General features: G+C 64.4%; 19 protein-coding genes. 8 read left to right on the forward strand and 11 right to left on the reverse strand.

Annotated elements, in window-relative coordinates:
* Nucleotides 1–30: 30 nt before the first annotated feature.
* On the reverse strand, nt 31–591 hold the full coding sequence (locus ACK3BK_RS16650) for an NADPH-dependent FMN reductase (RefSeq protein ID WP_288375965.1): 561 nt from the start codon (nt 589–591) through the stop codon (nt 31–33).
* Nucleotides 592–747: 156 nt separating this feature from the next.
* On the opposite strand from ACK3BK_RS16650, the gene ACK3BK_RS16655 reads away from it, so the two are divergent.
* Nucleotides 748–966 (forward strand): hypothetical protein, encoded by a 219-nt coding sequence (locus tag ACK3BK_RS16655; RefSeq protein ID WP_054894341.1) that lies wholly within the window; start codon nt 748–750, stop codon nt 964–966.
* Here the strand turns inward: ACK3BK_RS16655 and ACK3BK_RS16660 are convergent.
* From ACK3BK_RS16660 to ACK3BK_RS16675, 4 genes are all read right to left on the reverse strand, one after another.
* Nucleotides 950–3,202, reverse strand: a complete 2,253-nt coding sequence (locus tag ACK3BK_RS16660) for an Orn/Lys/Arg decarboxylase N-terminal domain-containing protein (protein ID WP_411382917.1) — start codon at nt 3,200–3,202, stop codon at nt 950–952. The genes ACK3BK_RS16655 and ACK3BK_RS16660 overlap by 17 nt on opposite strands.
* A gap of 72 nt (nt 3,203–3,274) precedes the next feature.
* Complete coding sequence (dnaQ, locus tag ACK3BK_RS16665) at nt 3,275–3,976, reverse strand: DNA polymerase III subunit epsilon (RefSeq protein WP_411384483.1); 702 nt, start codon at nt 3,974–3,976, stop codon at nt 3,275–3,277.
* 148 nt (nt 3,977–4,124) lie between these two features.
* Nucleotides 4,125–4,571, reverse strand: a complete 447-nt coding sequence (rnhA, locus tag ACK3BK_RS16670; protein ID WP_186666174.1) for a ribonuclease HI — start codon at nt 4,569–4,571, stop codon at nt 4,125–4,127.
* Between the two features lie 46 nt (nt 4,572–4,617).
* Complete coding sequence (locus tag ACK3BK_RS16675) at nt 4,618–5,376, reverse strand: SAM-dependent methyltransferase (RefSeq protein ID WP_186666175.1); 759 nt, start codon at nt 5,374–5,376, stop codon at nt 4,618–4,620.
* A gap of 86 nt (nt 5,377–5,462) precedes the next feature.
* Between ACK3BK_RS16675 and gloB the strand changes: the two genes are divergently transcribed.
* The 7 genes from gloB (at nt 5,463) to ACK3BK_RS16710 (ending at nt 15,341) form a co-directional block, all read left to right on the forward strand.
* The gene (gene gloB / locus ACK3BK_RS16680; RefSeq protein WP_186708010.1) at nt 5,463–6,242 is read left to right on the forward strand and encodes a hydroxyacylglutathione hydrolase; all 780 of its coding nucleotides are present in this window, start codon (nt 5,463–5,465) and stop codon (nt 6,240–6,242) included.
* Nucleotides 6,243–6,342: 100 nt separating this feature from the next.
* Nucleotides 6,343–7,776 carry a lytic transglycosylase domain-containing protein gene (locus tag ACK3BK_RS16685; RefSeq protein ID WP_186708008.1) on the forward strand — a complete coding sequence of 478 codons (1,434 nt, stop codon included), beginning with the start codon at nt 6,343–6,345 and terminating at the stop codon, nt 7,774–7,776.
* Between the two features lie 192 nt (nt 7,777–7,968).
* Nucleotides 7,969–9,798, forward strand: a complete 1,830-nt coding sequence (locus ACK3BK_RS16690) for an extracellular solute-binding protein (protein WP_186708006.1) — start codon at nt 7,969–7,971, stop codon at nt 9,796–9,798.
* On the forward strand, nt 9,795–11,636 hold the full coding sequence (locus tag ACK3BK_RS16695) for an extracellular solute-binding protein (RefSeq protein WP_186708004.1): 1,842 nt from the start codon (nt 9,795–9,797) through the stop codon (nt 11,634–11,636). The genes ACK3BK_RS16690 and ACK3BK_RS16695 overlap by 4 nt, the downstream gene beginning before the upstream one ends.
* Nucleotide 11,637: 1 nt before the next feature.
* A complete protein-coding gene (locus ACK3BK_RS16700) occupies nt 11,638–12,711 on the forward strand; it encodes a microcin C ABC transporter permease YejB (protein ID WP_186666183.1) in 1,074 nt (357 codons plus the stop codon).
* A 1-nt stretch (nt 12,712) separates the two neighbouring features.
* Nucleotides 12,713–13,732 (forward strand): ABC transporter permease, encoded by a 1,020-nt coding sequence (locus ACK3BK_RS16705; protein ID WP_186666185.1) that lies wholly within the window; start codon nt 12,713–12,715, stop codon nt 13,730–13,732.
* Between the two features lies 1 nt (nt 13,733).
* Entirely contained in the window at nt 13,734–15,341 is a 1,608-nt protein-coding gene (locus tag ACK3BK_RS16710; protein ID WP_411382918.1) for an ABC transporter ATP-binding protein, read from the forward strand.
* Between the two features lie 95 nt (nt 15,342–15,436).
* Here the strand turns inward: ACK3BK_RS16710 and ACK3BK_RS16715 are convergent, their stop codons facing one another.
* From ACK3BK_RS16715 to kdpA, 6 genes are all read right to left on the reverse strand, one after another.
* Nucleotides 15,437–16,789 (reverse strand): spinster family MFS transporter, encoded by a 1,353-nt coding sequence (locus ACK3BK_RS16715; RefSeq protein ID WP_411382919.1) that lies wholly within the window; start codon nt 16,787–16,789, stop codon nt 15,437–15,439.
* 139 nt (nt 16,790–16,928) lie between these two features.
* On the reverse strand, nt 16,929–17,630 hold the full coding sequence (locus ACK3BK_RS16720) for a response regulator (protein WP_186666194.1): 702 nt from the start codon (nt 17,628–17,630) through the stop codon (nt 16,929–16,931).
* Nucleotides 17,627–20,281, reverse strand: coding sequence for a DUF4118 domain-containing protein (locus ACK3BK_RS16725; protein WP_411382920.1), 2,655 nt, complete (start codon nt 20,279–20,281; stop codon nt 17,627–17,629). Before ACK3BK_RS16725 ends, ACK3BK_RS16720 begins: the two co-directional genes overlap by 4 nt.
* A 147-nt stretch (nt 20,282–20,428) precedes the next feature.
* Nucleotides 20,429–20,992 (reverse strand): potassium-transporting ATPase subunit KdpC, encoded by a 564-nt coding sequence (gene kdpC, locus ACK3BK_RS16730; protein ID WP_411382921.1) that lies wholly within the window; start codon nt 20,990–20,992, stop codon nt 20,429–20,431.
* 13 nt (nt 20,993–21,005) lie between these two features.
* The gene (gene kdpB / locus ACK3BK_RS16735; protein ID WP_411382922.1) at nt 21,006–23,057 is read right to left on the reverse strand and encodes a potassium-transporting ATPase subunit KdpB; all 2,052 of its coding nucleotides are present in this window, start codon (nt 23,055–23,057) and stop codon (nt 21,006–21,008) included.
* Nucleotides 23,058–23,067: 10 nt separating this feature from the next.
* Nucleotides 23,068–24,762, reverse strand: coding sequence for a potassium-transporting ATPase subunit KdpA (kdpA, locus tag ACK3BK_RS16740; RefSeq protein ID WP_411382923.1), 1,695 nt, complete (start codon nt 24,760–24,762; stop codon nt 23,068–23,070).
* Nucleotides 24,763–24,770: the final 8 nt, after the last annotated feature.

A 24,770-nucleotide genomic window follows, 5' to 3' on the forward strand; every position in this document is an offset into this window, starting at 1 on the left:
ACTTGCCCGCGAAAAGGATAACGAGCGCTATCAGACCGCCCGATTCAGCTTCACCCACGCGGCAAACCGGTCAATGAATGCCTGCAGGAACGGCCGAGTCTTGTCGCTGAGCTTGCCCGCCTCGTCGAACAGTGTCTCCGCGCCTCCGATGTAGGCTTCGGGCATCTGCATGCAGGGCATGTCGAGAAAGACCAGCGATTGGCGCAATGCATGGTTGGCACCAAAGCCACCGATCGCCCCCGGCGACACACTGGCCACCGCCGTCGGCTTGCCGCCCCAGGCACTCTGCCCGTAAGGTCGCGAGCCAACATCGATGGCGTTCTTCAACGCCCCCGGCACCGAGCGGTTGTACTCCGGGGTGACGAACAGCACTGCATCGCTGCGGCGGATCTCGTCGCGAAAACGCTGCCAGGGTGCCGGCACACCCGCGGCCTCGACATCCTCGTTGTACAACGGCAGATCACCGATCTCGATGATTTTCAACCTAAGGCTGGACGGCGCCAGCTCCGAAAGGGCGCGGGCCACCTTGCGGTTGTAGGAGTCCTTGCGCAAGCTGCCGACAACGACCGCTACCGAATAGACCTGGCTCATGGCGATTTGCATCCTCTGCTGGGAAAGGGGAACTGTGTAGTTATAGATGACCCTTCTTCACCCTCGAGGTTTTTTTCCGTAACAAGAAAACTTCCCGCCCCCTTCGCTGGTCTATGTCTGCAGATATTTCTCCATATTTCAGAGGTTTCAACCTACATGGCAGCAGTACTGGTCGGCCAATTCCACGCCCGCGACGCCGAAGGCCGCATCTACCCGGTGCATGAATTCCAGGAGTCGACCTTGCAGGCGGACGGCAGCACCCTTGGCGCGCCGATCACCACCTATCGCCTGGCCATCGGCGACCGGGTCAATTACCTGGGTGAAGACCGCTTCGAACTGGCCCAGAGCGGCGTCGAGATCATCCGCATTCCGTGAGGCAATCCACCGTGTAGGGCCCCTCGCCTTCATGCTGCAGGCCATGGACATCGGCAACGAAGCCGGGAAAGCCCCTGTCGAAGGCTCGGGCGAAGGCCAGGTAGTCGAGGATCGAACGGGTCGCCTCGGTGAAGCGTTCGCCCGGCATGATCAGCGGAATACCTGGCGGATAAGGCACCAGCATCACCGCCGAGATGCGCCCGAGCAATTGCTCGATCGGCACGGCTTCGACCTCCCCCTTGACCATCCGGTCGTACGCCTGCCCCGGGCTCATGGCCACTTCGGGCAAGCGGGTGAACAGGCGCTTGAGCTGCTTGGCCGTGGCATTGGCACGGTAGCAGTCGTGCAATTGCTCGCACAGGTCGCGCAGGCCCAGCCGCTGATATCGTAACGGTGCGACGGCCACGACGCTGGGCAGGCACAGCTGCAGGGCCGTATTGGCGTCATAGTGGCGCTTGAATTCGAGCAATTCGGTCAGCAGCGTGCTCCACTTGCCCTTGGTGATCCCCATGGAGAACAGCACCAGGAAACTGTACAGCCCGGTCTTCTCTACCACCAACCCACGTTCCCAGAGGAACTTGCTCACCACCGCCGCTGGAATCCCATGCTCGCCGAGCACGCCCTCGGCGGTCAGCCCTGGCATCACCAGGGTCACCTTGAGCGGATCGAGCAGCACATAGTCCTGTGCCACGTCGCCAAAGCCGTGCCACTGGGCGCCGGGCTCCAGCAACCAGTCCTGCGCGTCCAGGCGCTGGATACCTTCGGCCGCCGGCGGCTGCCAGATGCTGAACCACCAGTCATCGGTCGCAATGTGCGCGCGCAGGTTGGCCAGCGCGCGACGAAAGCTCAGGGCCTCGTCGAACATCTCCTGCAACAGTGATCGCCCGGCCGGGCCTTCCATCATGGTCGAGGCAACATCCAGCGATGCCAGGATGCTGTACTGGGGCGAGGTCGATATATGCATCATGAACGCCTCGTTGAAGCGATCGCGGTCAAGCTGGCGAAGGGCGCCGTCCTGCACGTGGATCATCGAGGCCTGGCTGAAGGCAGCCAGTAGCTTGTGGGTAGAGTGCGTGCTGAACAGCAGCGGGCTGTCGGCCTCGCGGGCGGTGCCCATGGCATAGCGCCCGCTGAAGAAATCGTGGAAAGCAGCGTAGGCGAACCAGGCCTCGTCGAAATGCAGTATTTCGACACTCGCGCCCAGGGCCTGCTTGATCTGGCCGGCGTGGTAGCACAGACCGTCATAGGTGGAATTGGTCACCACCGCCAGGCGGATGCGCGGCGCACGACCACGGGTCAGGGGGTTGGCCTGAATCTTGGCCGCGATCGACTCGCGGCTGAACTCGCTGAGCGGGATCGGCCCGATGATGCCCAGTTCGTTGCGCTCCGGGCACAGGTACAACGGGATGGCACCGGTCATGATGATCGCATGCACCACCGATTTGTGGCAGTTGCGGTCCACCAGCACCAGGTCGTCACGCGCGACCATGGCGTGCCAGACGATCTTGTTGGCGGTCGAGGTGCCATTGATGACGAAGAACGTATGATCGGCACCAAAATTGCGCGCAGCCCTGGCCTCGGCTTCGGCCAGCGGCCCGGTGTGATCGAGCAACGACCCCAGCTCCGGCACCGAGACCGAGAGATCCGAACGCAGGGTGTTTTCGCCGAAGAACTGGTGAAAGGCCTGGCCCACCGGGCTTTTGCGATACGCCACGCCACCACCGTGGCCGGGCGTGTGCCAGGAATAGTTCGATTGCGCAGTGTGCTGCACCAGCGCCTTGAAGAAAGGGGGCAGCAGGCCGTCGAGGTAATTGTGCGCAGCCCGCGCCACCTGTCGGGCCAGGAACGGCACAGTGTCTTCGAACAGGTAGAGGATGCCACGCAACTGGTTCAGCTCGCTCATCGCCTCGGCAGGTGCATTTTCCAGGGTAACCTGCTCGCCCAGGGCAAAGATCGGCAGATCCGGTGCACGCAGCCGCGCCAGGTGGATCAGCTCGGCCATATTCTGCAGCAGATGGATATTGTCACCGACGCCTTCGGCGGCGATCAGCATGCAGGCCAGGCCGTGGTGGGTGGCGGCGACCAGACGCGCTTCGGCATGGTCGGCGGCGGCGAGGATGGCGAAGCCATCCTGCTTGAGCTCCTCGGCGATACCCCGTATGCGCTCACCGGCGACACTGTCGGCCTTGATCGCACGGTGGACGATGAGGATGGGGAACTTGAGGTCCTTGTACATCAGGCTGCTACCTCCGAAGGACGCGTGTCCATTTCAGGGTAGTCGAGCCTCAGGGCAACTGTATGGGCAGTGTCAGCCTGCTGGCGTTTCGGTCAGTGCCTGCCACATTGCCGGTGCCCCTGCCGACTTGGCGATCGCCGCCAGACGCTCGGAATGTGCCTCGAGCTCCTCTTCGCTGGCCATGATCACCCGCCCCGGCTGACGCCCGACGATACGGCGGATCTCGCTACCATTGCCGCCCTGCCCTTCGTTGTCTTCAGCGCCCTGGCCGGCCAGCGACAGGCTGGTCTGGCCACCGGTCATCGCCAGGTAGACGTCGGCCAGCAGTTCCGAGTCGAGCAGCGCGCCGTGCAGGTCGCGGCCTGAGTTGTCGATGCCGTAGCGTTTGCACAGCGCATCGAGGCTGTTGCGCTGGCCCGGATGGCGCGAGCGCGCCATCATCAGGGTGTCGAGGATGGTGCAGTGCTGGGAGATGTCGGCGCGGTCTTGCCGGCCCATCAAGGCAAATTCGTTGTTGATGAAGCCAACGTCGAACGCCGCGTTGTGGATGACCAGTTGCGCGCCCTGGATGTACTCGAAGAATTCTTCGGCGACATCGGCGAAGCGCGGCTTGTCGAGCAGGAAGGCGTCGGTGATGCCGTGAACGCCAATGGCGCCCTCGTCGCTCTCGCGGTCCGGCTGCAGGTAGACGTGGAAGTTGCGCCCGGTCAGGCGCCGGCCGATGACCTCGACGCAACCGATCTCGATGATCCGGTGGCCTTCGCTGACCGGCATACCGGTGGTTTCGGTATCGAGGACGATCAGTCGGGTGTTCTGCTGCTCCACGCGGGGGCTCCAAGCGACTTCTGGGAAAGGGGACGAGTATACATCAAACGGGTTTCAGACTTTCCAGCGCGCGGGATGCGTTCAAGGTGAGGCTGCATCACCCCTGCGCGCGCAACTCATCGACCCCGCGGTTAGCCAGCTGATCGGCCCGCTCGTTACCCGGATGCCCGATATGCCCGCGCACCCACTTCCAGGTCACCTTGTGCCGGTTGACCTGTTCATCGAGCAACTTCCACAGGTCGGCATTCTTCACCGGTTCCTTCGCGGCGGTCTTCCAGCCACGTTTCTTCCAGTTGCCCATCCATTCGGTGATGCCTTTCATCACGTACTGCGAGTCGGTGGTCAACACCACGTCGCATTCGCGCTTGAGCGCCATCAGCGCGCAGATCGCGGCCATGAGCTCCATGCGATTGTTGGTGGTGTCGCGCTCGCCGCCCCACAGTTCCTTCTCGACGCCCTTATAGACGATCAGGGCGCCCCAGCCACCCAGGCCAGGATTGCCCTTGCAGGCACCATCGGTGTAGATCTCGACGCTATCGCTCATGTACCGCCTTCGTTCGCTTGCAGGTTATCGATCGCGGACGGCGTGGTCAGGGCTCGCTGTGACGACGATTGACCTTGGCCAGCGGCAGGGGCAACAGCTTGCCCATCGGCTCGCGACGCTCCATGGGCAGAGGTCGCAGGCCTACTACCATCTTGCGCGCCACCAGCAGGTAAACACCCCCGCCTGCGGTCTGCCATCCCCCGGCCATCCGCTCCCACCCCGCCAGGCGCTGTTGCCAGACAGGGGAGGAAAGCGGCGGACGATAGCACCCGAAGCGGCGTTTCTCCAGCGCGAACCCCAGCAGGTTGAGCCAGTCGCCAACCCGCGACGGCGAGATGCAGCGCGCCTTGCGTAGCGCTCCACGGCCGAAAAAGTGCCGCGCGCCCCAGGCGCTCCAAGGATTGATGCCAACGATCAACAGGTGCCCACCCGGGCGTACTGCGCTGGCAGCCTGGCGCAACAGACCGTGGGGCGAGAGGCTGAAATCCAGGCCATGCTGCAGCACCACCACATCGGCCGCATGCTCGGACAGCGGCCAGGCCTGTTCCTCGCAGACGATCTCCACTCCGGGCAATGGCGCGCCGAGGCGTACCGTGCGTTGCACCTGCGGGGCACTGGGCGGCGTCTCGGCGCTCGGCCCATAGTGCACGAGAAAACCACCGAAGAAGCGGCCCAGCTCCTCTTCGAGCAGTTTCTCTTCTTCCTTGAGCATCAGTTGCCCGATGGGCCCGGCGAACCAGTCGCGGGCCAGGCTGATCAGCTCCAACCACTCGGGGTCGGCCTGGGCAAAGGCTTGGTCGGTCATTGCATTCTCCCTCGAAGGTTTCTCCGGCCACGCCATCGCGGCTAAGATGCCTTCATGTCCCACGCCAGATGATTCGGATCCGCGCCATGATACAGATCGATGCCCTTCCCGCTTTCTCCGACAACTACATCTGGTTGTTACAGGATACTGCCAAACGCCAGTGCGCGGTGGTTGACCCCGGCGACGCCGGCCCGGTGCTGCAATGGCTCGAGGCCCATGCCGGCTGGACGCTCACCGATATCCTCATCACTCACCACCATAACGACCATGTCGGCGGCGTCGAGAAGCTCAAGCAGGCGACCGGCGCCAAAGTCTACGGGCCGGCCAACGAACGCATTCCGGCCCGTGACGTGGCCCTGGACGACGGCGACAGCGTGACGGCACTGGGCTTGACCTTCGAGGTGCTCGCCGTACCTGGCCACACCCTCGGCCACATCGCCTATTACAGCGCACAGAATCCGACCCCGCTGCTGTTCAGCGGCGACACCCTGTTCGCCGCCGGCTGCGGGCGAATGTTCGAAGGCACACCCGAACAGATGCAACCTGCCCTGCAGCGCCTGGCCGAGCTGCCGGAGGCGACCGAGGTGTACTGCGCCCACGAATACACCCTGAGCAACCTGCGTTTTGCCAAGGCCGTAGAGCCGGAGAACCAGGATGTTCTCCAGCGTTTCAACGAGGTTACCCGCCTGCGTGCCGACAATCGCATCACCCTGCCCTCGACCATCGGCCTGGAGCGGCTGACCAATCCGTTTCTTCGCACAACTGAAACATCCGTTAAACAAAAAGCAGACGAATGGAAGGGACATTCAAACGAATCCCAACCCGCTGTTTTTGCTGCCTTGAGGTCTTGGAAAGACGGCTTCTGATAACCTCACGATATATCGCAGGAGGACATCCAAGGTTGACCCAACCGGATGCGGTTTCTAGAATCGCCGAAATTTTTTGCCCGGAAAACCGTGTCCGCCGATGTCTTCCCGTAGCCGCCGCACCGCTCATTCCGCCGCCCTGACGCGCCTGGCCCAGGTCAGCGCACTCGCTTTGGCTGCCACCCTCGTGGGCTGCCAGAGCACCCGTCAGGTCGACGAATCCGACAGCGTTCGCGCGCACAACTACCAGGCCCGGATCAAGCACAAACCGGCGCCGCTGATGATCAAGCCGGCCGAGCAGAAAGCCCCCGAGGATGTCTGGGAACGCATGCGCCAGGGCTTTGCCCTGCAAGATGGCATCGACGTCAATCCGCGCATCGAGCAACAGCGCCTGTGGTTCGCCAGCAACCCGAGCTTCCTCGAGAACGCCGGCGAGCGTGGCAGCCTCTACCTGCACTACATCGTCGAGCGCCTCGAAGAACGCGACATGCCGCTTGAGCTGGCCCTGCTGCCGGCCATTGAAAGCGCCTACAACCCGATGGCCTACTCCCGCGCCCACGCGGCGGGCATGTGGCAATTCATTCCGTCCACCGGGCGCCACTTCAACCTGCGCCAGACCAACTTCTACGACGGCCGTCGCGACATCACCGCCTCCACCAACGCCGCGCTGGACTATCTGACCCGCCTGCACGACATGTTCAATGGCGACTGGCTGCTTGCCCTGGCCGCCTACAACGCCGGTGAAGGGACCGTCAGCCGGGCGATCGAGCGCAACGAGCGCCTCGGCTTGCCGACCGACTACTGGAACCTGCCGCTGCCCCAGGAAACCCGCGACTATGTGCCCAAGCTGCTGGCGCTGTCGCAGGTGGTCCTGACGCCACAGGCCTATGGCGTCAACCTCAGCCCCATCGCCAACGAGCCCTACTTCGAAGCCGTCGCCATCAACGATCGCCTCGACCTGACCCGCGTCGCCGCCTTCGCCAACATCGACGAAGACGAACTCATCCAGCTCAACCCCGCGTTCAAGAAACGCATGACGGTCGATGGCCCGCAGCAACTGCTCGTCCCCACCGCCAAGGCGCAACTGCTGACCAGCAGCCTGTCCAATCTCAAGCCCGAGCAACTGGTCAGCCTGCAACCGAACAAGGCCGTGTTCCAGGCTGCCCTCGCCGAAGCCAAGGCACCGGCCGCGACCAGCAGTTACCGGGTCAAGCGCGGCGACAACCTGGGCGCCATCGCCAAGGCCAACCGTGTGTCGGTCAAAGACATCCAGCGCTGGAACCGTCTCTCGGGCAGCAGCCTGAAGGTCGGTCAGGTCCTGGCCCTGCGCGGTGGCAATGCCCCGAGCGCCGCGGCCAACCGTGTCGCGGCAGCCAAGCAGCGCTCTACCCAGTACAAGGTGCGCAAGGGCGACTCGTACTATCTGGTTGCCAAACGTTTCAATGTCGAGATGAAACACCTCAAGCGCTGGAACCCGCGCAGCGGCCAGGCACTCAAGCCCGGCCAGACCCTCACCGTCTACCTGACGCGCTGACTGTGTAGGCACGGACTTGGGAGGGCGGCGAACCGCCGCGAACACCGGCAGAGCAGGCGCCATGCATTGCGGTGTACTTTTCGCGGGCGAGCCCGCTCCCACAACCGCCCCCGCCCCACCCTTTTTCCATTCCAGACAAGCTGTTACTGTACGCCGGACCAAGCCCAACGCCGCCTTGACCGGATCCCAGACTTGATAAGACCCCTCCTCCTGTCACTGAGCCTGGCCTTGAGCTTCCCCGCAGCCGCCACCGTGACCGAAAGCCACGGTTATGCGCAGTTCGGCACGCTCAAGTACCCGGCCACTTTCACCCATTTCGACTGGGTCAATCCGCAGGCGCCCAAGGGCGGAACCTTGCGGGCCATGGCATTCGGCACCTTCGACACGCTCAACCCCTACACTTTCAAGGGCACCAGCCCTGTTTCGACGCCGAACTTCCAGCAGTACGGCGTCAACGAGCTGAACGAGACCCTGATGGTCGGCACCGGCCAGTACGATCCTTCAGGCGACGAACCGACCTCCAGCTACGGCCTGATCGCCCGCTCGGTGGAATACAGCGAAGACCGCAGTTGGGTGGTGTTCAACCTGCGTCCCGAGGCGCGTTTCCATGACGGACACCCCATCACCTCGGCCGACGTGGCCTTCTCCTACCGCACCCTGCTCAAGGAAGGTCACCCGCTGTACCGCACCAACCTGCAGGAAGTGCAGCGCGTCGACATTCTGGGGCCTCTGCGTATCCGCTTCGTCTTCAAGCGCGCCGGCAACCCGCTGCTGATCCTGCGCCTGGGCGAAATGCCAGTGCTGCCCAAGCACTACTGGCAAGACCGTGACTTCAAGGCCACCACCTTCGAGCCTCCGCTGGGCAGCGGTCCGTATCGCATCACCGAAGTGCAGCCCGGTCGGCGCCTGGTGTTCAGCCGGGTGAAGAACTACTGGGGCAAGGATTTGCCGGTCAACCGCGGCAAGTACAACTTCAACCGCGTGGAGTTCGAGTTCTACCGTGACGCTACCGTGGCCTTCGAAGCCTTCAAGGCTGGCGAGTTCGATATCTACATCGAACACCAGGCCAAGAACTGGGCCAATGGCTACAACTTCCCGGCAATCCGCCGTGGCGATGTGATCAAGGCGCAGATCCCGCACCGGATTCCGACCCAGACCCAGGGTCTGTTCATGAACACCCGACGCGAGGCCTTCGCCGACCCGAAGGTGCGCCAGGCCCTGGGGCTGATGCTCGATTTCGAGTGGACCAACCGCGCCCTGTTCAGCAGCGCCTACCGTCGCTCGACCAGCTACTACCCCAACAGTGAATTCACCGCCAGCGGGCTGCCCACCGGCAAGGAATGGCTGCTGCTCTCACCGTTTCGCGAACAGTTGCCCGCCAAGCTCTTCACCGAGCCCTACCAGGTCAGCCAGACCGACGGGCGCGGCATCGACCGCCAGACCTTGCGCACAGCCCTGGGCCTGCTCGGCGAAGCCGGCTGGAAGCTCGACGGCCAGCGCCTGGTCGATGCAAAAGGCCGCCAGTTGCGCCTGGAGTTGCTGCTGGTAAACCCGAATCTGGAACGCATCCTGCAACCTTATGTCGAAAATCTGTCCAGCATCGGCATCGACGCGCGCTTGCGCACGGTAGACCGAGCCCAGTACAAACAACGGCTGGACCAATTCGACTTCGACATGATCCTGATGACCCTGAACCAGACCCTCAGCCCCGGACTCGAGCAGTGGCAGTACTTCCACTCAAGCCAGGCCACCGTCAAGGGCAGCAAGAACTACGCGGGCATCAAGGACCCTGTGGTCGATCACCTGCTCGATACGCTCATGGCCGCCCGCACCCGCGATGACCAGGTCGCCGCTGCGCGCGCGCTTGACCGGGTGCTGTCGTGGCACTACTACATGATTCCCAACTGGTACCTGGACAACCATCGCCTGGCCTACCGCAACCGGTTCGCCTTCGTCACCACGCCGCCCTATACCCTGGGCCTGAACAGCTGGTGGCTCAAGACTTCGGAGAAAGCCAAATGATGCCGACGCCTCGCCTGCGCCTGGCCTGCAGCCTGTTGCTCGCCTGCCTGAGCCTGCCCGCTCTGGCCGCCCCGCAACATGCCCTGACGCTCTACGACGAACCGCCCAAGTACCCCGCCGACTTCAAGCATTTCGACTACGTCAATCCCGATGCCCCCAAGGGCGGGACCTTCCGCCAGTCCAGCTTCGGCGGTTTCGACAGCCTCAACCCCTTCATCAACAAGGGTGTATCGGCCGACAACATCAGCATCATCTACGACACCCTGATGCGCCAGAGCCAGGACGAGCCCTTCACCGAGTACGGGCTGGTCGCCGGAAAGATCGAAAAGGCCCCCGACAACAGCTGGGTACGCTTCTACCTGCGACCTGAAGCACGCTTCCATGACGGCCATCCCATGCGCGCCGAAGATGTCGTGTTCAGCTTCAACGCCCTCACCCAGCAAGGTGCGCCGTTGTACCGCCAGTACTACGGTGATGTCTCGGAGGTGATCGTCGAGGACCCGCTGCGTGTCTTGTTCAAGTTCAAGCACAGCAACAACCGTGAGCTGCCGCTGATCCTGGGCCAATTGCCGGTGCTGCCCAAGCATTGGTACGAGACCCGCGACTTCACCCGCGGCAACCTCGAGATCCCCTTGGGCAGTGGCCCGTACAAGGTCGCCGAGGTCAAGGCCGGACGCTCGATCCGTTACGAGCGGGTCAAGGACTACTGGGCCAAGGACCTGCCGATCAACCGCGGCATGTTCAACTTCGACGCCATGACCTTCGACTCCTACCGCGACACCGCCGTCGCCCTCGAAGCACTCAAGGCCGGGCAGTTCGACTATGCCCTGGAAGTCAGCGCGAAGAACTGGGCCACCGCCTACAACGTCCCGGCGGTGCGCGACGGGCGCCTGATCAAGGAAGAGTTGCCCAACGGCAACCCGGTCGGCATGCAGGGCTTCATCTTCAACCTGCGCAAACCCGTGTTCCAGGACATCCGCGTGCGCCAGGCCCTGAGCCTGCTGCTCGATTACGAATGGACCAACAAGCAGCTGTTCAACGGCGCCTATACCCGCACCGGCAGCTACTTCGAAAACTCCGAGATGGCCGCTACAGGCCTGCCCTCCGCCGACGAGCTGAAGATCCTCGAACCGCTGCGCGGCAAGATTCCCGAGCAGGTCTTCACCGAGGTGTTCCACAACCCCGTCACCGACGGCAGTGGCATGATTCGCGAGCAGCAACGCAAGGCCTACCAGTTGCTGATGGACGCCGGCTGGAAGATCGAGAACGACAAGATGGTCGATGCCCAGGGCAAGCCGGTGTCGATCGAGTTTCTCCTGGCACAGACCGAGTTCGAGCGCATCCTGCTGCCGTTCAAGCGCAACCTGGCCGACCTGGGTATCGACCTGACCATCCGCCGCGTCGATGTCTCGCAATACATCACGCGCCTGCGCTCGCGCGACTTCGACATGATCGTCGGCGGCTTCCCGCAATCCAACTCGCCGGGCAACGAACAACGCGAATACTGGACCAGCGCCGCCGCCGACCGCTCGGGCAGCCGCAACACCATCGGCCTGCGTGACCCGGCCATCGACCAACTGGTCGAAGACCTGATCAACGCCGACTCGCGCCAGAGCCTGGTCGCCCACACGCGTGCGCTGGACCGTGTGCTGCTGTGGGGTTACTACGTCATCCCCAACTGGCACATCAAGACCTGGCGCGTCGCCTACTGGAACCACCTTGGCCATCCGAAGGTGTCACCCAAATACGATATCGGCATCGACACCTGGTGGATCAAGCCCGACGTGACCCCTGCCATCAGCGAAGCACGCGTGCCACTCGTGGACGAGGCAAACTGACATGCTTGCCTACATTCTGCGCCGCCTGCTGCTGATCATCCCGACCCTGTTCGGCATCCTCATCATCAACTTCATCATCGTCCAGGCCGCCCCCGGCGGCCCAGTCGAGCAGATGATCGCCAAGCTCGAGGGTTTCGATGGCGCCACCAGCCGCATCGCCGGTGGCGGCGCCGAAGTGTCGGTGGCCGGCTCCAACTACCGAGGGGCCCAAGGCCTGGACCCGGCGCTGGTCGCTGAAATCGAACGTATGTACGGTTTCGACAAATCAGCCCCCGAGCGGTTGTGGATCATGGTCAAGAACTACGCCCAGCTCGACTTCGGCGACAGCTTCTTCCGCGATGCCAAGGTCATCGACCTGATCGCCGAGAAGATGCCCGTGTCGATTTCGCTGGGGCTGTGGAGCACATTGATCATGTACCTGGTGTCGATCCCGCTGGGGATTGCCAAGGCAGTGCGCCACGGCAGCCACTTCGACGTCTGGACCAGCTCGGCGATCATCGTCGGCTACGCCATCCCCGCGTTCCTCTTCGCCATCCTGCTGATCGTGCTGTTCGCCGGTGGCAGCTATTTCGACTGGTTCCCGCTCCGGGGCCTGACCTCGAACAACTTCGACGAACTGTCCACTGCCGGTAAGGTGATGGACTACTTCTGGCACCTGGTGCTGCCGATCACCGCGCTGGTGATCGGAAACTTCGCCACCATGACCCTGCTGACCAAGAACAGCTTCCTCGACGAGATCAACAAGCAGTACGTGATCACCGCCAAGGCCAAGGGCCTGAGCCGTAACCGCGTGCTCTACGGCCATGTATTCCGCAACGCCATGCTGCTGGTGATTGCCGGCTTCCCCTCGGCGTTCATCGGCATCTTCTTCACCGGTTCCCTGCTGATCGAGGTCATTTTCTCCCTCGACGGCCTGGGCCTGATGAGTTTCGAAGCGGCCATCAACCGCGACTACCCGGTGGTGTTCGGCACCCTGTTCATCTTCACCCTGCTGGGGCTGGTGGTGAAACTGATCGGCGACCTCACCTATACCCTGGTCGATCCGCGCATCGACTTCGCCAGCCGGGAGCACTGACATGGCCCTCTCTCCCCTGAACCGCCGGCGCTTCGAGCGCTTCAAGGCCAACCGTCGCGGCTGGTGGTCGCTGTGGCTGTTCCTGATCCTATTCGGCCTGAGCCTGGGTGCCGAGTTGATCGCCAACGACAAGCCCATCGCCGTGCGCTACGACGGCGAGTGGTATTTCCCGGCGTTCAAACGCTACCCGGAAACCACCTTCGGCGGCGAATTCCCGCTGGAAGCCAACTACAAGAGCCCCTATATCCGCGAACTGCTGGAAAAGAAGGACAGCTTCGTGCTGTGGGCGCCGATCCCGTTCAGCTACCAGAGCATCAACTACGACCTGAAGGTCCCTGCCCCCGCGCCGCCCTCGACCGACAACCTGCTCGGTACCGACGATCAGGGTCGCGACGTGCTCGCCCGGGTGATCTACGGATTCCGCATCTCGGTGCTGTTCGCCCTGACGCTGACCATCGCCAGCTCCATCGTCGGCGTCATCGCCGGGGCCCTGCAGGGCTTCTATGGCGGCTGGGTGGACCTGGCTGGCCAGCGTTTCCTGGAAATCTGGTCGGGCCTGCCGGTGCTCTACCTGTTGATCATCCTCGCAAGCTTCGTACAGCCCAACTTCTGGTGGTTGCTCGGCATCATGCTGCTGTTCTCGTGGATGAGCCTGGTGGACGTGGTGCGCGCCGAATTCCTGCGCGGGCGCAACCTCGAGTACGTGCGCGCCGCACGCGCACTGGGCATGCGCAACGGCCCGATCATGTTCCGGCACATCCTGCCCAATGCCATGATCTCGACCATGACCTTCATGCCATTCATCCTCACCGGCGCCATCGGCACCCTCACCGCCCTCGATTTCCTGGGCTTCGGTCTGCCTGCCGGCTCCCCGTCGCTGGGCGAACTGGTCGCCCAGGGCAAGTCCAACCTGCAGGCCCCATGGCTGGGTATCAGCGCCTTCGCCGTGCTTGCAGTGATGCTGAGCCTGCTGGTGTTCATCGGCGAGTCCGCCCGCGATGCCTTCGACCCAAGGAAATGACATGAACCAAGACACCCTGATCGAAGTGCGCGACCTGGCGGTGGAGTTCGTCACCGGCGAACAGGTCAATCGTGTGGTCGATGGCATCAGTTTCGACATCCGCAAGGGCGAGACCCTCGCCCTGGTCGGCGAGAGCGGCTCGGGCAAATCGGTCACCGCTCACTCGATCCTGCGCCTGCTGCCCTACCCGCTCGCCCGCCACCCCGGCGGCACCATCCACTATGGCGGCAAGGACCTCCTGCACCTGGGCGAAAAGCCCATGCAGCGCATCCGCGGCAACCGCATCGCGATGATCTTCCAGGAGCCGATGACCTCGCTGAACCCGCTGCATTGCATCGAGAAGCAGATCAACGAGATCCTCCTGCTGCACAAAGGCCTCACCGGCAAGCAGGCCACCGCCCGCACCCTGGAGCTGCTCGAACTGGTCGGCATTCCCGACCCGAAGAAGCGCCTCAAGGCCCTGCCCCACGAGCTCTCCGGCGGCCAGCGCCAGCGCGTGATGATCGCCATGGCCCTGGCCAACGAACCCGAACTGCTGATCGCCGACGAGCCCACCACCGCGCTCGACGTCACCGTGCAGCTCAAGATCCTCGATTTGCTCAAATCCCTGCAGGCACGCCTGGGCATGGCGCTGCTGCTGATCAGCCACGACCTCAACCTGGTGCGGCGTATCGCCCACCGCGTGTGCGTGATGCAGTGCGGCAAGATCGTCGAGCAGGCCGACTGCGAGACGCTGTTCAAGACCCCGCAGCACCCCTATACGCAGATGCTAATCAATGCCGAGCCCAGCGGCGGCCCGGCGGCGAACGCGGTCGGCAAACCGCTGCTGGAGGTCAACGACCTGAAGGTGTGGTTCCCGATCAAGAAGGGCCTGCTGCGTCGCACTGTCGATCATGTGAAAGCCGTCGACGGGATCAATTTCAGCCTCCCGCAGGGGCAAACCCTGGGGATCGTCGGCGAGAGCGGATCAGGCAAATCAACGCTGGGGCTGGCGATCTTGCGCTTGATCGCAAGCCAGGGTGGGATTCGCTTCCACGGACAGTCGCTGGAAGGGCTGAACCAGCAGGAAGTGCGGCCGCTGCGGCGCGAGATGCAGGTGGTGTTCCAGGACCCGTTCGGCAGCCTGAGCCCGCGCATGTGCGTGGCCGATATCGTTGGCGAGGGCTTGCGGATTCACAAGATCGGCACCCCCGCCGAGCAGGAAGCCGCAATCATTGCGGCGCTGGAGGAAGTGGGGCTGGATCCGCGCACACGGCACCGGTATCCACACGAGTTCTCTGGCGGGCAGCGCCAGCGGATCGCGATCGCCCGGGCGCTGGTGTTGAAGCCGGCCTTGATCCTGCTGGACGAGCCAACCTCGGCGCTGGACCGGACCGTACAGCGGCAGGTCGTGGAACTGCTGCGCAACTTGCAGTTGAAGTACAACCTGACGTACCTGTTCATCAGCCATGACCTCGCGGTGGTGAAGGCGTTGAGTCACCAGTTGATGGTGATCAAGCACGGGCACGTGGTGGAACAAGGCGATGCGCAGGAGATCTTCCATGCGCCGCAACATCCATATACCCGGCAGTTGCTGGAGGCAGCGTTTCTGGAGGCGACGAACAGTTAATGCCTTTGTGCAATGACAAAGAGCGACTAACTCGTTCAAAACCCAAGAGCCCGCTCAGCCCTGGTAGGAGTGAGCAGGCTCAAGTCGGCTAGAGCTCAGGCTTCGGCGGCGCGGGCAGTCACTGCCTCGCCTTCGAGCACCATCCCCTCGCGCATCTTCTGCGCGTCGCGCACAAAGCACCGCGATGCCGCCAGCAGAAACACCAAGGTCAACATCAGCGCCACCGGGATCAGGTACATCGCGTCATGCAGCCCCTGGGCCTTGAACGCCTCGCTCATCACCCCCTGCCCCGCCGCCTCCATGGCCGACACGGCAAAATGATCCGACAACCCGCCGACCACCACCGGGCCCAGGCCACCGCCGAGCAGGTAGAGCCCGGCGAAGTACAACGCCATGGCAGTCGCACGCAGGCGTGGCTGCACCACATCCTGGATCGCCGTGTACACGCAGGTGTAGAAGTTGTAGGAGAACAGCCAGCCGACACCGAACACCGCGACGAACAGCCCCAGCTCGATACGCCCGGCGTGCAGTGCCCAGGCGGTGGCAAGGGTGGCCACCAACATGCTCAGTGCGGCGAACAACAGGCGTCCATTGGCAAAGCGCTGATGCACCTTGTCGGCCACCCAGCCACCCAGCGTGAGGCCCACCAGGCCACTCAGACCGACAATCATCCCCGTTGCCACGGCCGCATCGTGCAAGGGCAAGGCGAAGTAGCGCTGCAGCATCGGCACCATGAACGAGTTGCAGGCGTACGAGGCGAAGTTGAAGGTCAACCCCGCCAGTACCAGCCAGGCGAACGTGGGTACGCTCAGCACCCGCCGCAGCGGACGATCAACCGGCGCCTGGGAGATGGCCACGGTTTCCGCAGCGCCGCGCGCAGGTTCGCGGATCATGAAGATGAACAGCGCCAGCAGCAGGCCGGGCACCGCCGCGATGAAGAACGGCGCGCGCCAGCTGTCGAACGCCTGGACCATGGCACCGATGGTGAAGAACGCCAGCAACAAGCCCAGCGGCAGGCCGAGCATGAAGATGCCCATCGCACGCGAGCGCCGCTCGGCCGGGAACAGGTCGCCGATCAGCGAGTTGGCGGCGGGTGCATAGCTGGCCTCGCCGATGCCCACGCCCATGCGCACCAGCAGAAAGCTCCAGAAGCTGCCGACCATGCCGTTGACTGCCGTCAACCCGCTCCAGGCCGCCAGGCCCCAGCCCATCAGCTTGGCGCGCGAACCGGTATCGGCCATCCGCGCCAGCGGCAAGCCGGCGATGGCGTACACCAAGGTGAAGGCCGTGCCGATCAGGCCGATCTGGAAGTCGCTCAGGTGCCACTCCAGACGGATCGGCTCGATGATGATCGCGGGGATGGTGCGGTCGAAGAAATTGAACAGGTTGGCCAGGAACAGCAGGAACAAGATGCGCCAGGCGTTGGACGCTTGGGTGGCGGTGGTCATGGTCGGGTCCCTCGTTATCGTTATTCAGGGCTTCCAGCACGCCTGACGAAATCTAGAGGGTAAGGTGCAAGACGTCTGCCACCATTGACCGGGCTTATATCCCTCGATGGGCTGCGGCCTGATGCATCGCCCGCAACATTTAAACCGATGGCGGCGCCACCAACCGATACCCCACCCCCGCCTCGGTGATGATGTACCGCGGGGCGGTCGGATCGTCACCCAGCTTGTGCCGCAGATGCCCCACCACGATACGCAGGTAGTGGGTGTCGTCGACATGGGTCGGGCCCCAGATATCCTTGAGCAACTGCTGCTGGGTGATCACCCGCCCCGGATGTCCGGCCAGTTGCGCCAGCAGCGCATACTCCTTGCGCGTCAATGCCACCTCGACACCGTCGAGGGTGACCTTGCGATAGGCGAAATCGACCACCAGCGCACCGAAGCTGGCACTGGCCGCTTGCCCGGAGCCCGCCTGGGGCTTGTGCCGCAACAGCGCGCGCACTCGGGCAAGGAACTCCTGGATACCGAACGGCTTGGTCACGTAGTCGTTGGCGCCGCCATCCAATGCATCGACCTTCTGCACCTCGCTGGCACGCACCGAGAGCACCATCACCGGCACGCTGCTCCACTCGCGCAGGTCACGCAGCACCTGCTGGCCGTCCATGTCCGGCAAGCCGAGATCGAGCACCACAAGGTCAGGCTTGCTCAGTGCCGCCTGGGCCAGGCCTTCGCCACCGGTCGCAGCCTCGATCACCTTGTAGCCCTGGGACACGAGACTGATGCGCAGGAACTTGCGGATCTGCGGTTCGTCGTCGATGACCAGAAGGGTGGCGGCTTGGCTCATGGGGCTTCACTGTCGCTGTCGGGTTGAGGGGGCAATGGCAAGCATAGAGTGATGCAGGTGCCCTGGCCATCGATGCCCTCGCCGACCAGGATGCTGCCGCCATGGGCGCCGATCATGCCCTGGCAGATCGCAAGCCCCAGGCCCGTGCCCTGCCCGCCGCGGTCGCCACGGGCAGCGGTGTAGAACATGTCGAAGATCTTCTCGCGCTCGGCCACCGGGATGCCCGGGCCCTGGTCAGCAACCGAGAAGCACAGGCGCTCGTCCTGCACCGCCACCCGCAGCGCCAGGCGACCATTGGTCGGCGAGAAACGCGCAGCGTTCTCCAGGACGTTGACCAGCGCCTGCTCGATCAGCGCTGCATGCACGAACAGCAGTGGCAGCTCGGCGGGCACCTCGGTGACCACGCGCAGCGGTGCAAGCACCGCGCGCAGGCGGTTGAGGGCACTGCCGACGATATCGCCGGGCGACACCCAGTCACGCGCAAGCTTCAGGCCGCCATGGCCCAGTCGGGTCATGTCGAGCAGGTTCTGGATGTAACGATCCAGGCGCTCGGCTTCGTTGCGGGTGCCTTCGAGCAGCTCACGACGATCATCCGGCGGGATCGCATCGCCCAGCGCCAACAAACTGTCGATGCTGCCGCGCATGGCGGTCAGCGGGGTGCGCAGGTCATGGGACACCGAGGCAAGCAAGGCGCTGCGCAACTGCTCGGTTTCGCCATGCAGGCGCGCAGCTTCGAGCTGCTCGGCCAGGCGTGCGCGGGCCAGGGCCTGGGCCAGCGGCTCGGCCAGCGCCGTCAGCAAGCGTCGGCGCTGTGCGCTCAAGGGCTCGCCCGCGGCGGGCTGCACACCCAGCAAGGCCATGGGAGACTCGTCGACCGCCAGCGGCCACCACCACCAGCGACCATGGGGCAAGGTATCGCTGCCATGCCCTGCCGCCTGGCCATGTTGCCAGGCCCATTCGGCAGCGGCGCGCTCGTTGTCGGTAAAAGCCTGCGGCCCGCCGCTGGCGACCTGCAACAAACCCTCGGTATCGCGTTCGAGCAGGCAGATCTGGATATCCTGCCAATCGTCCAGGTGCTGGCCAGCGGCACTGAACACCGCCTGGCGATCCGTGGCCACGGTCAGGCGGCGCGACAGGTCGAGCAGTTGCCGGGTCTCGCCCTGGGTTTCGCGCAGCGCCTGCAACTGACGGCGCTGGCGAGCGGCGAGGTTGCCGGTCAGGGCGGCCATGAGCAGGAAGAACACCAGGGTCAGCACATCCTCTTCACGCTGGATGCTGAACGAGAAGTTCGGCGGGATGAACAGGAAGTCATAGGTCAGGAACGACAGCGCCGCACAGGCCAGCGCAGGCCCCAGGCTGCTGCGCACCGCGACCAGCAGCACCGCCGCGAGGAACACCAGCGAAATGTTCGGCAATGCCAGCACGCTGGACACGGCCCAGGCCAGCCCCGCCGCCAGTACGGTCGCCAGCAGCGCCAGCCAATAGTGGCGCCAGACCCAGGCGCGCTTGACCACCGCCCGTGTCGCTGCGGGTTGAGCGTCGCGGTCGAGCACGTTGATCTCCAACCCCCGGCTGTCGCGCAGCAAGCGTGCGGCGACGCCCGCACCGAACAGGCGACGGCGCAGGCGATCGCGAGACTGGCCGACCAGCACCAGGCTCGCCCGCCGTTCCAGCGCATGCTGGATGAGCGTGCGCGCCACCTCCCCGGCCCTGAGTACCACGACTTCGCCACCCAGGCGCTCGGCCAACTGCTGCGCAGCCTGCAGGCGCTGACGCGCGCCCTCGTCACGCAGCCTGCCGTTGTCGACATGCACCAGGCTCCACGGCAAATGCCGCCGCTGGGCGACGCGGCTGGCATGGCGCACCAGGCGCTCGGCCTGCTCATCGCCATCGACCCCGACCAGCAGGCGCCCTCGCAAGGTCGGCGCCTGCTCGCCGCGCTGGCGGTAGCCATGGGCAAGGTCGGCATCGACCTGGGCCGCGGCGGTCTGCATGGCCAGTTCGCGCAAGGCGGTGAGGTTGGTCTGGGAGAAGAACGCATCGATCGCCGCCCGTGCCTGCTCAGGCACGTAGACCTTGCCTTCGCGCAAGCGCTCGAGCAGTTCACGGGGCGGCAGGTCGATCAGCACCAGCTCGAAGGCTTCCTGCAGCACCCAGTCGGGCAGGGTTTCGCGCACCTGCACGCCGGTGATGTCGCGAACCTTGTCGTTGAGGCTTTCCAGGTGCTGGACATTGACCGTGGTATACACATCGATACCGGCAGCGAGCAGTTCCTGAACATCCTGCCAGCGCTTGGCGTGGCGGCTACCTGGGGCGTTGGTATGCGCCAGCTCGTCGACCAACGCCAGGGGCGGTGCAGCCTTGAGCAGGCCGTCGAGATCCATTTCTTCGAGGGTGACGCCACGGTACTCGCTGCGCAGCAGAGGCTGCTGCGCCAAGCCACCGAGCAGCGCCTCGGTTTCAGCACGACCATGGGTCTCCACCACCGCCGCCAGCACCTTCACCCCCTGGCGCTGCTGGGCATGGGCGGCCTGGAGCATGGCGAAGGTCTTGCCCACGCCGGGAGCTGCGCCCAGAAATACTTTAAGCCTGCCGCGACCGTTGCGGGGCAGGCTCGCCAACAGCGCATCGGCGCGGGCGGAATCACTCATGCTTGATCCTTTGGTAAGGGGCCGGGGCCTGCTTCGCAGGCCATCGCGGGACAAGCCCGCTCCCACAGGTACTGCGCCGTTCTCGTGAACACCGGTGAACCTGTAGGAGCGGGCTTGCCCCGCGATGGCCGCGACATGGTCTGGATATCAGCGTTCAGTAACAGGCGCCAACCGCTCCAGCGCCTGGTTCAAGGCCAGCACATTGACCACGGGCGGGCCGACCAATGGCCGCAGAGTGGCCTCATCCACCAGCGCTTGCAAGCGCTCGATAGGGATCTGCCGGGCCGCCGCCACACGCGGCAGCTGGTAGGCGATCGCCTCCGGCGGCAACTGCGGGTCGAGCCCGCTGCCGGAGGTGGTCAGCAGGGCCTGCGGCACCGGCCCCAGCTCAGGCTGGTAGAGCGCGCTCGCATCGGTCTTGACCCGCTCGGCCAGCGCCGGGTTGCTTGGCGCCAGGTTACTCGCGCTGCTGGAGACGGTAGCGAAGGCGCCGGCCGAAGGACGCGACTGGAACCAGCCGTCGCCCTTGAACTCCTGGGCGATCAACGCCGAGCCGCGCACCTGCCCCTGCTCATCGCGCACCAGGCTGCCATTGGCCTGATCGGGGAAGGCGACCTGGGCGATACCGGTCACCGCCAGCGGGTACAACGCGCCGGTGACCAGGGTCATCAGCAGGACCAGGCTCACGGCCGGGCGTACGTAGGTGCTCATGTTCGTCTCTCCTTCAGACCAGGTGCAGGGCAGTGAGCAGCATGTCGATCAGCTTGATCCCGGCGAACGGCACCAGGATGCCACCCACGCCGTAGATCAGCAGGTTGCGTCGCAGCAGGTGCGCGGCACTTGCCGCCTGCACGCGCACGCCGCGCAAGGCCAGGGGGATCAGCACGATGATGATCAACGCGTTGAAGACGATCGCCGAAAGGATCGCGCTTTGCGGGCTGGTCAGGCGCATCAGGTTGAGCACACCCAGTTGCGGGTAGATCGAGGCGAACAGCGCCGGCAGGATGGCGAAGTACTTGGCCACGTCGTTGGCGATGGAGAACGTTGTCAGTGCACCACGGGTCACCAGCAGTTCCTTGCCGACCTGGACCACATCCAGCAGCTTGGTCGGATCGCTGTCCAGGTCGACCATGTTGGCCGCCTCGCGCGCCGCCTGGGTACCGTCGTTCATGGCCATGCCGACATCCGCCTGGGCCAGGGCCGGAGCATCGTTGGCACCGTCGCCGCACATGGCGACCAGGCGGCCGTCATTCTGCTCCTGGCGAATGCGCGCCAGCTTCTTCTCGGGGGTGGCCTCGGCAAGCACGTCATCGACACCGGCCTCGGCGGCGATGGCTGCGGCGGTCAGTGGGTTGTCACCGGTCACCATCACGGTGCGGATACCCAGCTTGCGCAACTCGGCGAAACGCTCACGGATGCCGGGCTTGACCACGTCCTTGAGGTGGATCACCCCCAGCAGGTGGCGGTCGACGCATACCAGCAAGGGTGTGCCACCACTCTGGGCGATGCGCTCGACTTCACGGGCCAACGAAGCCGGCATTTCCAGGCGTTGCAGGCCGACGAACGCCAGCACCGCGTCCACGGCACCCTTGCGGTAGTGGCGCTGCCCGAAGTCGATACCCGAAAGACGCGTCTCGGCGCTGAAAGCGATGGCGCTGTACTGCGCGGCAGCGGGTTCGTCGAAATCGTGCAACTGGCGCAGGTAGTCGACGATGGACTTGCCCTCGGCCGTATCGTCGGCCAGCGAGGCAAGCAAGGCTCCCTCCCCCAGCTCCTTGGCGGTAACACCGGGCGCTGCGTGCAGGGCGCTGCAGCGGCGGTTACCGAAGGTGATGGTGCCGGTCTTGTCGAGCATCAACGTGTGCACGTCGCCCGCAGCCTCCACCGCACGCCCGGAGCGGGCGATGACGTTAAGGCGCACCAGGCGATCCATACCCGCGATACCGATGGCCGACAGCAGGCCACCAATGGTCGTCGGAATCAGCGTCACCAGCAGCGCGGCGAGGAAGATCAGTGGCAGGCTGCCACCCACGAAATGGGCGAACGGCTGCAAGGTCACCACTACGATCAGGAAAATCAGGGTCAGGCCGATCAGCAGGATATCCAGGGCAATCTCGTTGGGGGTCTTCTGGCGCTTGGCGCCTTCGACCAGGGCGATCATGCGGTCCAGGGTCGACTCACCAGGGTTGCTGGTGATGCGGATCAGCAGCCAGTCGGAAACCAGCCGGGTATTGCCGGTCACCGCCGAACGGTCGCCACCGGACTCGCGGATCACCGGCGCCGACTCGCCGGTGATCGCCGCCTCGTTGACGGCGGCGATGCCTTCGAGCACCTCGCCATCACCCGGGATCAGCTCACCGGCCACCACGCGCACCACATCGTCCTTGCGCAATGCGGTGGCAGCGACGGTTTCGAAGCTGCCATTGGCCAGGCGGCGCTGGGCCATCAGGCCATGGCTGCCGGCCTTGAGGCTATCGGCACGGGCCTTGCCCCGGCCTTCCGCCAAGGCTTCGGCAAAGTTGGCGAAGAGCACGGTGAACCACAGCCACAGGGCGATCTGCACCGCCACGCCGGTGCTCACACCACTGCCGGGCACCAGACACAGGACCGTGGTCAGCACAGCCGTCAGGGCGACCACCAGCATGACAGGCGAGCGCCTGAGCTGGCGCGGATCGAGCTTGACGAAGGCCTGTACCAGGGCCGTGCGCCAGAGCGCGGCGAAGCGGGTCTGGTCGACGGCGCGGGTAGCTTTCACTTCAGAAATGGGCATGTTCATGTTCGGATCCTCAGAAACCCAGGCTCAGCTGTTCGGCGATCGGCCCCAGGGCCAGCACCGGCAGGAAGGTCAGCCCACCGACCAGCAGGATGGTCACCAACAGCAGGCCGGCGAACAGCGGGCCATGGGTGGGGAAGCTGTTCTGGCCCTGCGGCGCGCTTTTCTTGGCAGCCAGGCTGCCTGCAAGGGCCAGCACCGGCAGGATGTAGCCGAAGCGCCCGATCAGCATGGCCAGGCCGATCATCAGGTTGTGGAACACCGTGTTGGCACCGAAGCCGCCGAAGGCCGAACCGTTGTTGGCGGTGCCGGAGGTGTAGGCATACAGCAACTGGCTGAAGCCATGCGCCCCCGGGTTGCTCACCGCGCCTGCAGGCCCCGGCAGGCTGGCGGCGATGGCGCCGAGCACCAGCACGCCAACCGGCATCACCAGCAGTGTCGCGACCAACAATTGCACTTCACGGGCCTGCAACTTCTTGCCCAGGTATTCGGGTGTGCGACCGATCATCAACCCGGCCAGGAACACCGCGATCAGCACGAACAGCAGCATGCCGTAGAGGCCCGAGCCGACGCCGCCGAAGATCACCTCGCCAACCATCATGTTGACCATCGCCACCATGCTGGTAAGCGGATTGAGGCTGTCGTGCATGGCGTTGACCGAACCGTTGGAGGCGGAGGTCGTCGTCACGGCCCACAGCACGCTAGCGGTGGTGCCAAAGCGGCTTTCCTTGCCTTCCATCGGCGCGCTTTGCTGCACCTGAGCGCTGTCCAGGGCCGGGTTGGGCTGGTACTCGGCCCACAGGCCGACCGCACCGCCGATCAGGAACAGGCCCAACATGCAGGCCAGGATCGCGCGGCTCTGGCGCAGGTCCTTGACGTAGTGGCCGAAAGTGAACACCAGTGCCACCGGAATCAGAATGATCGAAGCCACCTCGAACAGGTTGCTCCAGGCCGTGGGGTTCTCGAACGGATGCGCCGAGTTGACGCCGAAGAAGCCGCCGCCGTTGGTGCCCAATTGCTTGATCGCGATCTGGCTGGCGGCAGGGCCCAGCGGGATGCTCTGGTCGGCACCTTGCAGGGTGACGGCGTGGGCGTAGTCGGCGAAGGTCTGTGGCACACCCTGCCACACCAGCAGCAACGCCAGCACGATGCACAGTGGCAGCAGGCCGTAGAGGGTGGCACGGGTCATGTCGACCCAGAAGTTGCCCAGGTTGTGGGTTGAGCGCCGGCCGATACCACGGCACAGGGCGACCAGCACGGCAAGGCCGGTGGCAGCGCTGACGAAGTTCTGCACGGTCAGGCCGATCATCTGGCTCAGGTAGCTGAGCGAAGCCTCACCGCTGTAGGCCTGCCAGTTGGTGTTGGTCATGAAGCTGACGGCGGTGTTGAATGCCAGCGACCATTCCTGGCCCGGCAGATGCTGCGGGTTGAGCGGCAACGAACCCTGCAGCAGGAGCACGGCGAACAGCACCAGGAAGCCCATCAGGTTGAAGGCCAGCAGCGCCAGGGTGTATTGCTTCCAGTTCTGCTCCTGTTCGGCGCGTACCCCGGACAACCGGTAACAACCCTGCTCTACCGGGCCGAGGATCGGCGACAGCCAGGTACGCTGGCCCTCCATGACCTTGTAGTAGAACCGCCCAAGCCAGGGTGCTGGCAGCAGCACCAGGGCCAGGAACGCCAGCAGCAATGCGAAGTCGTAGCTGTGCATGGCCGCTC

The sequence above is a fragment of the Pseudomonas sp. L7 genome, from assembly GCF_046605565.1.
Classification (GTDB): Bacteria; Pseudomonadota; Gammaproteobacteria; order Pseudomonadales; family Pseudomonadaceae; genus Aquipseudomonas; species Aquipseudomonas wayambapalatensis.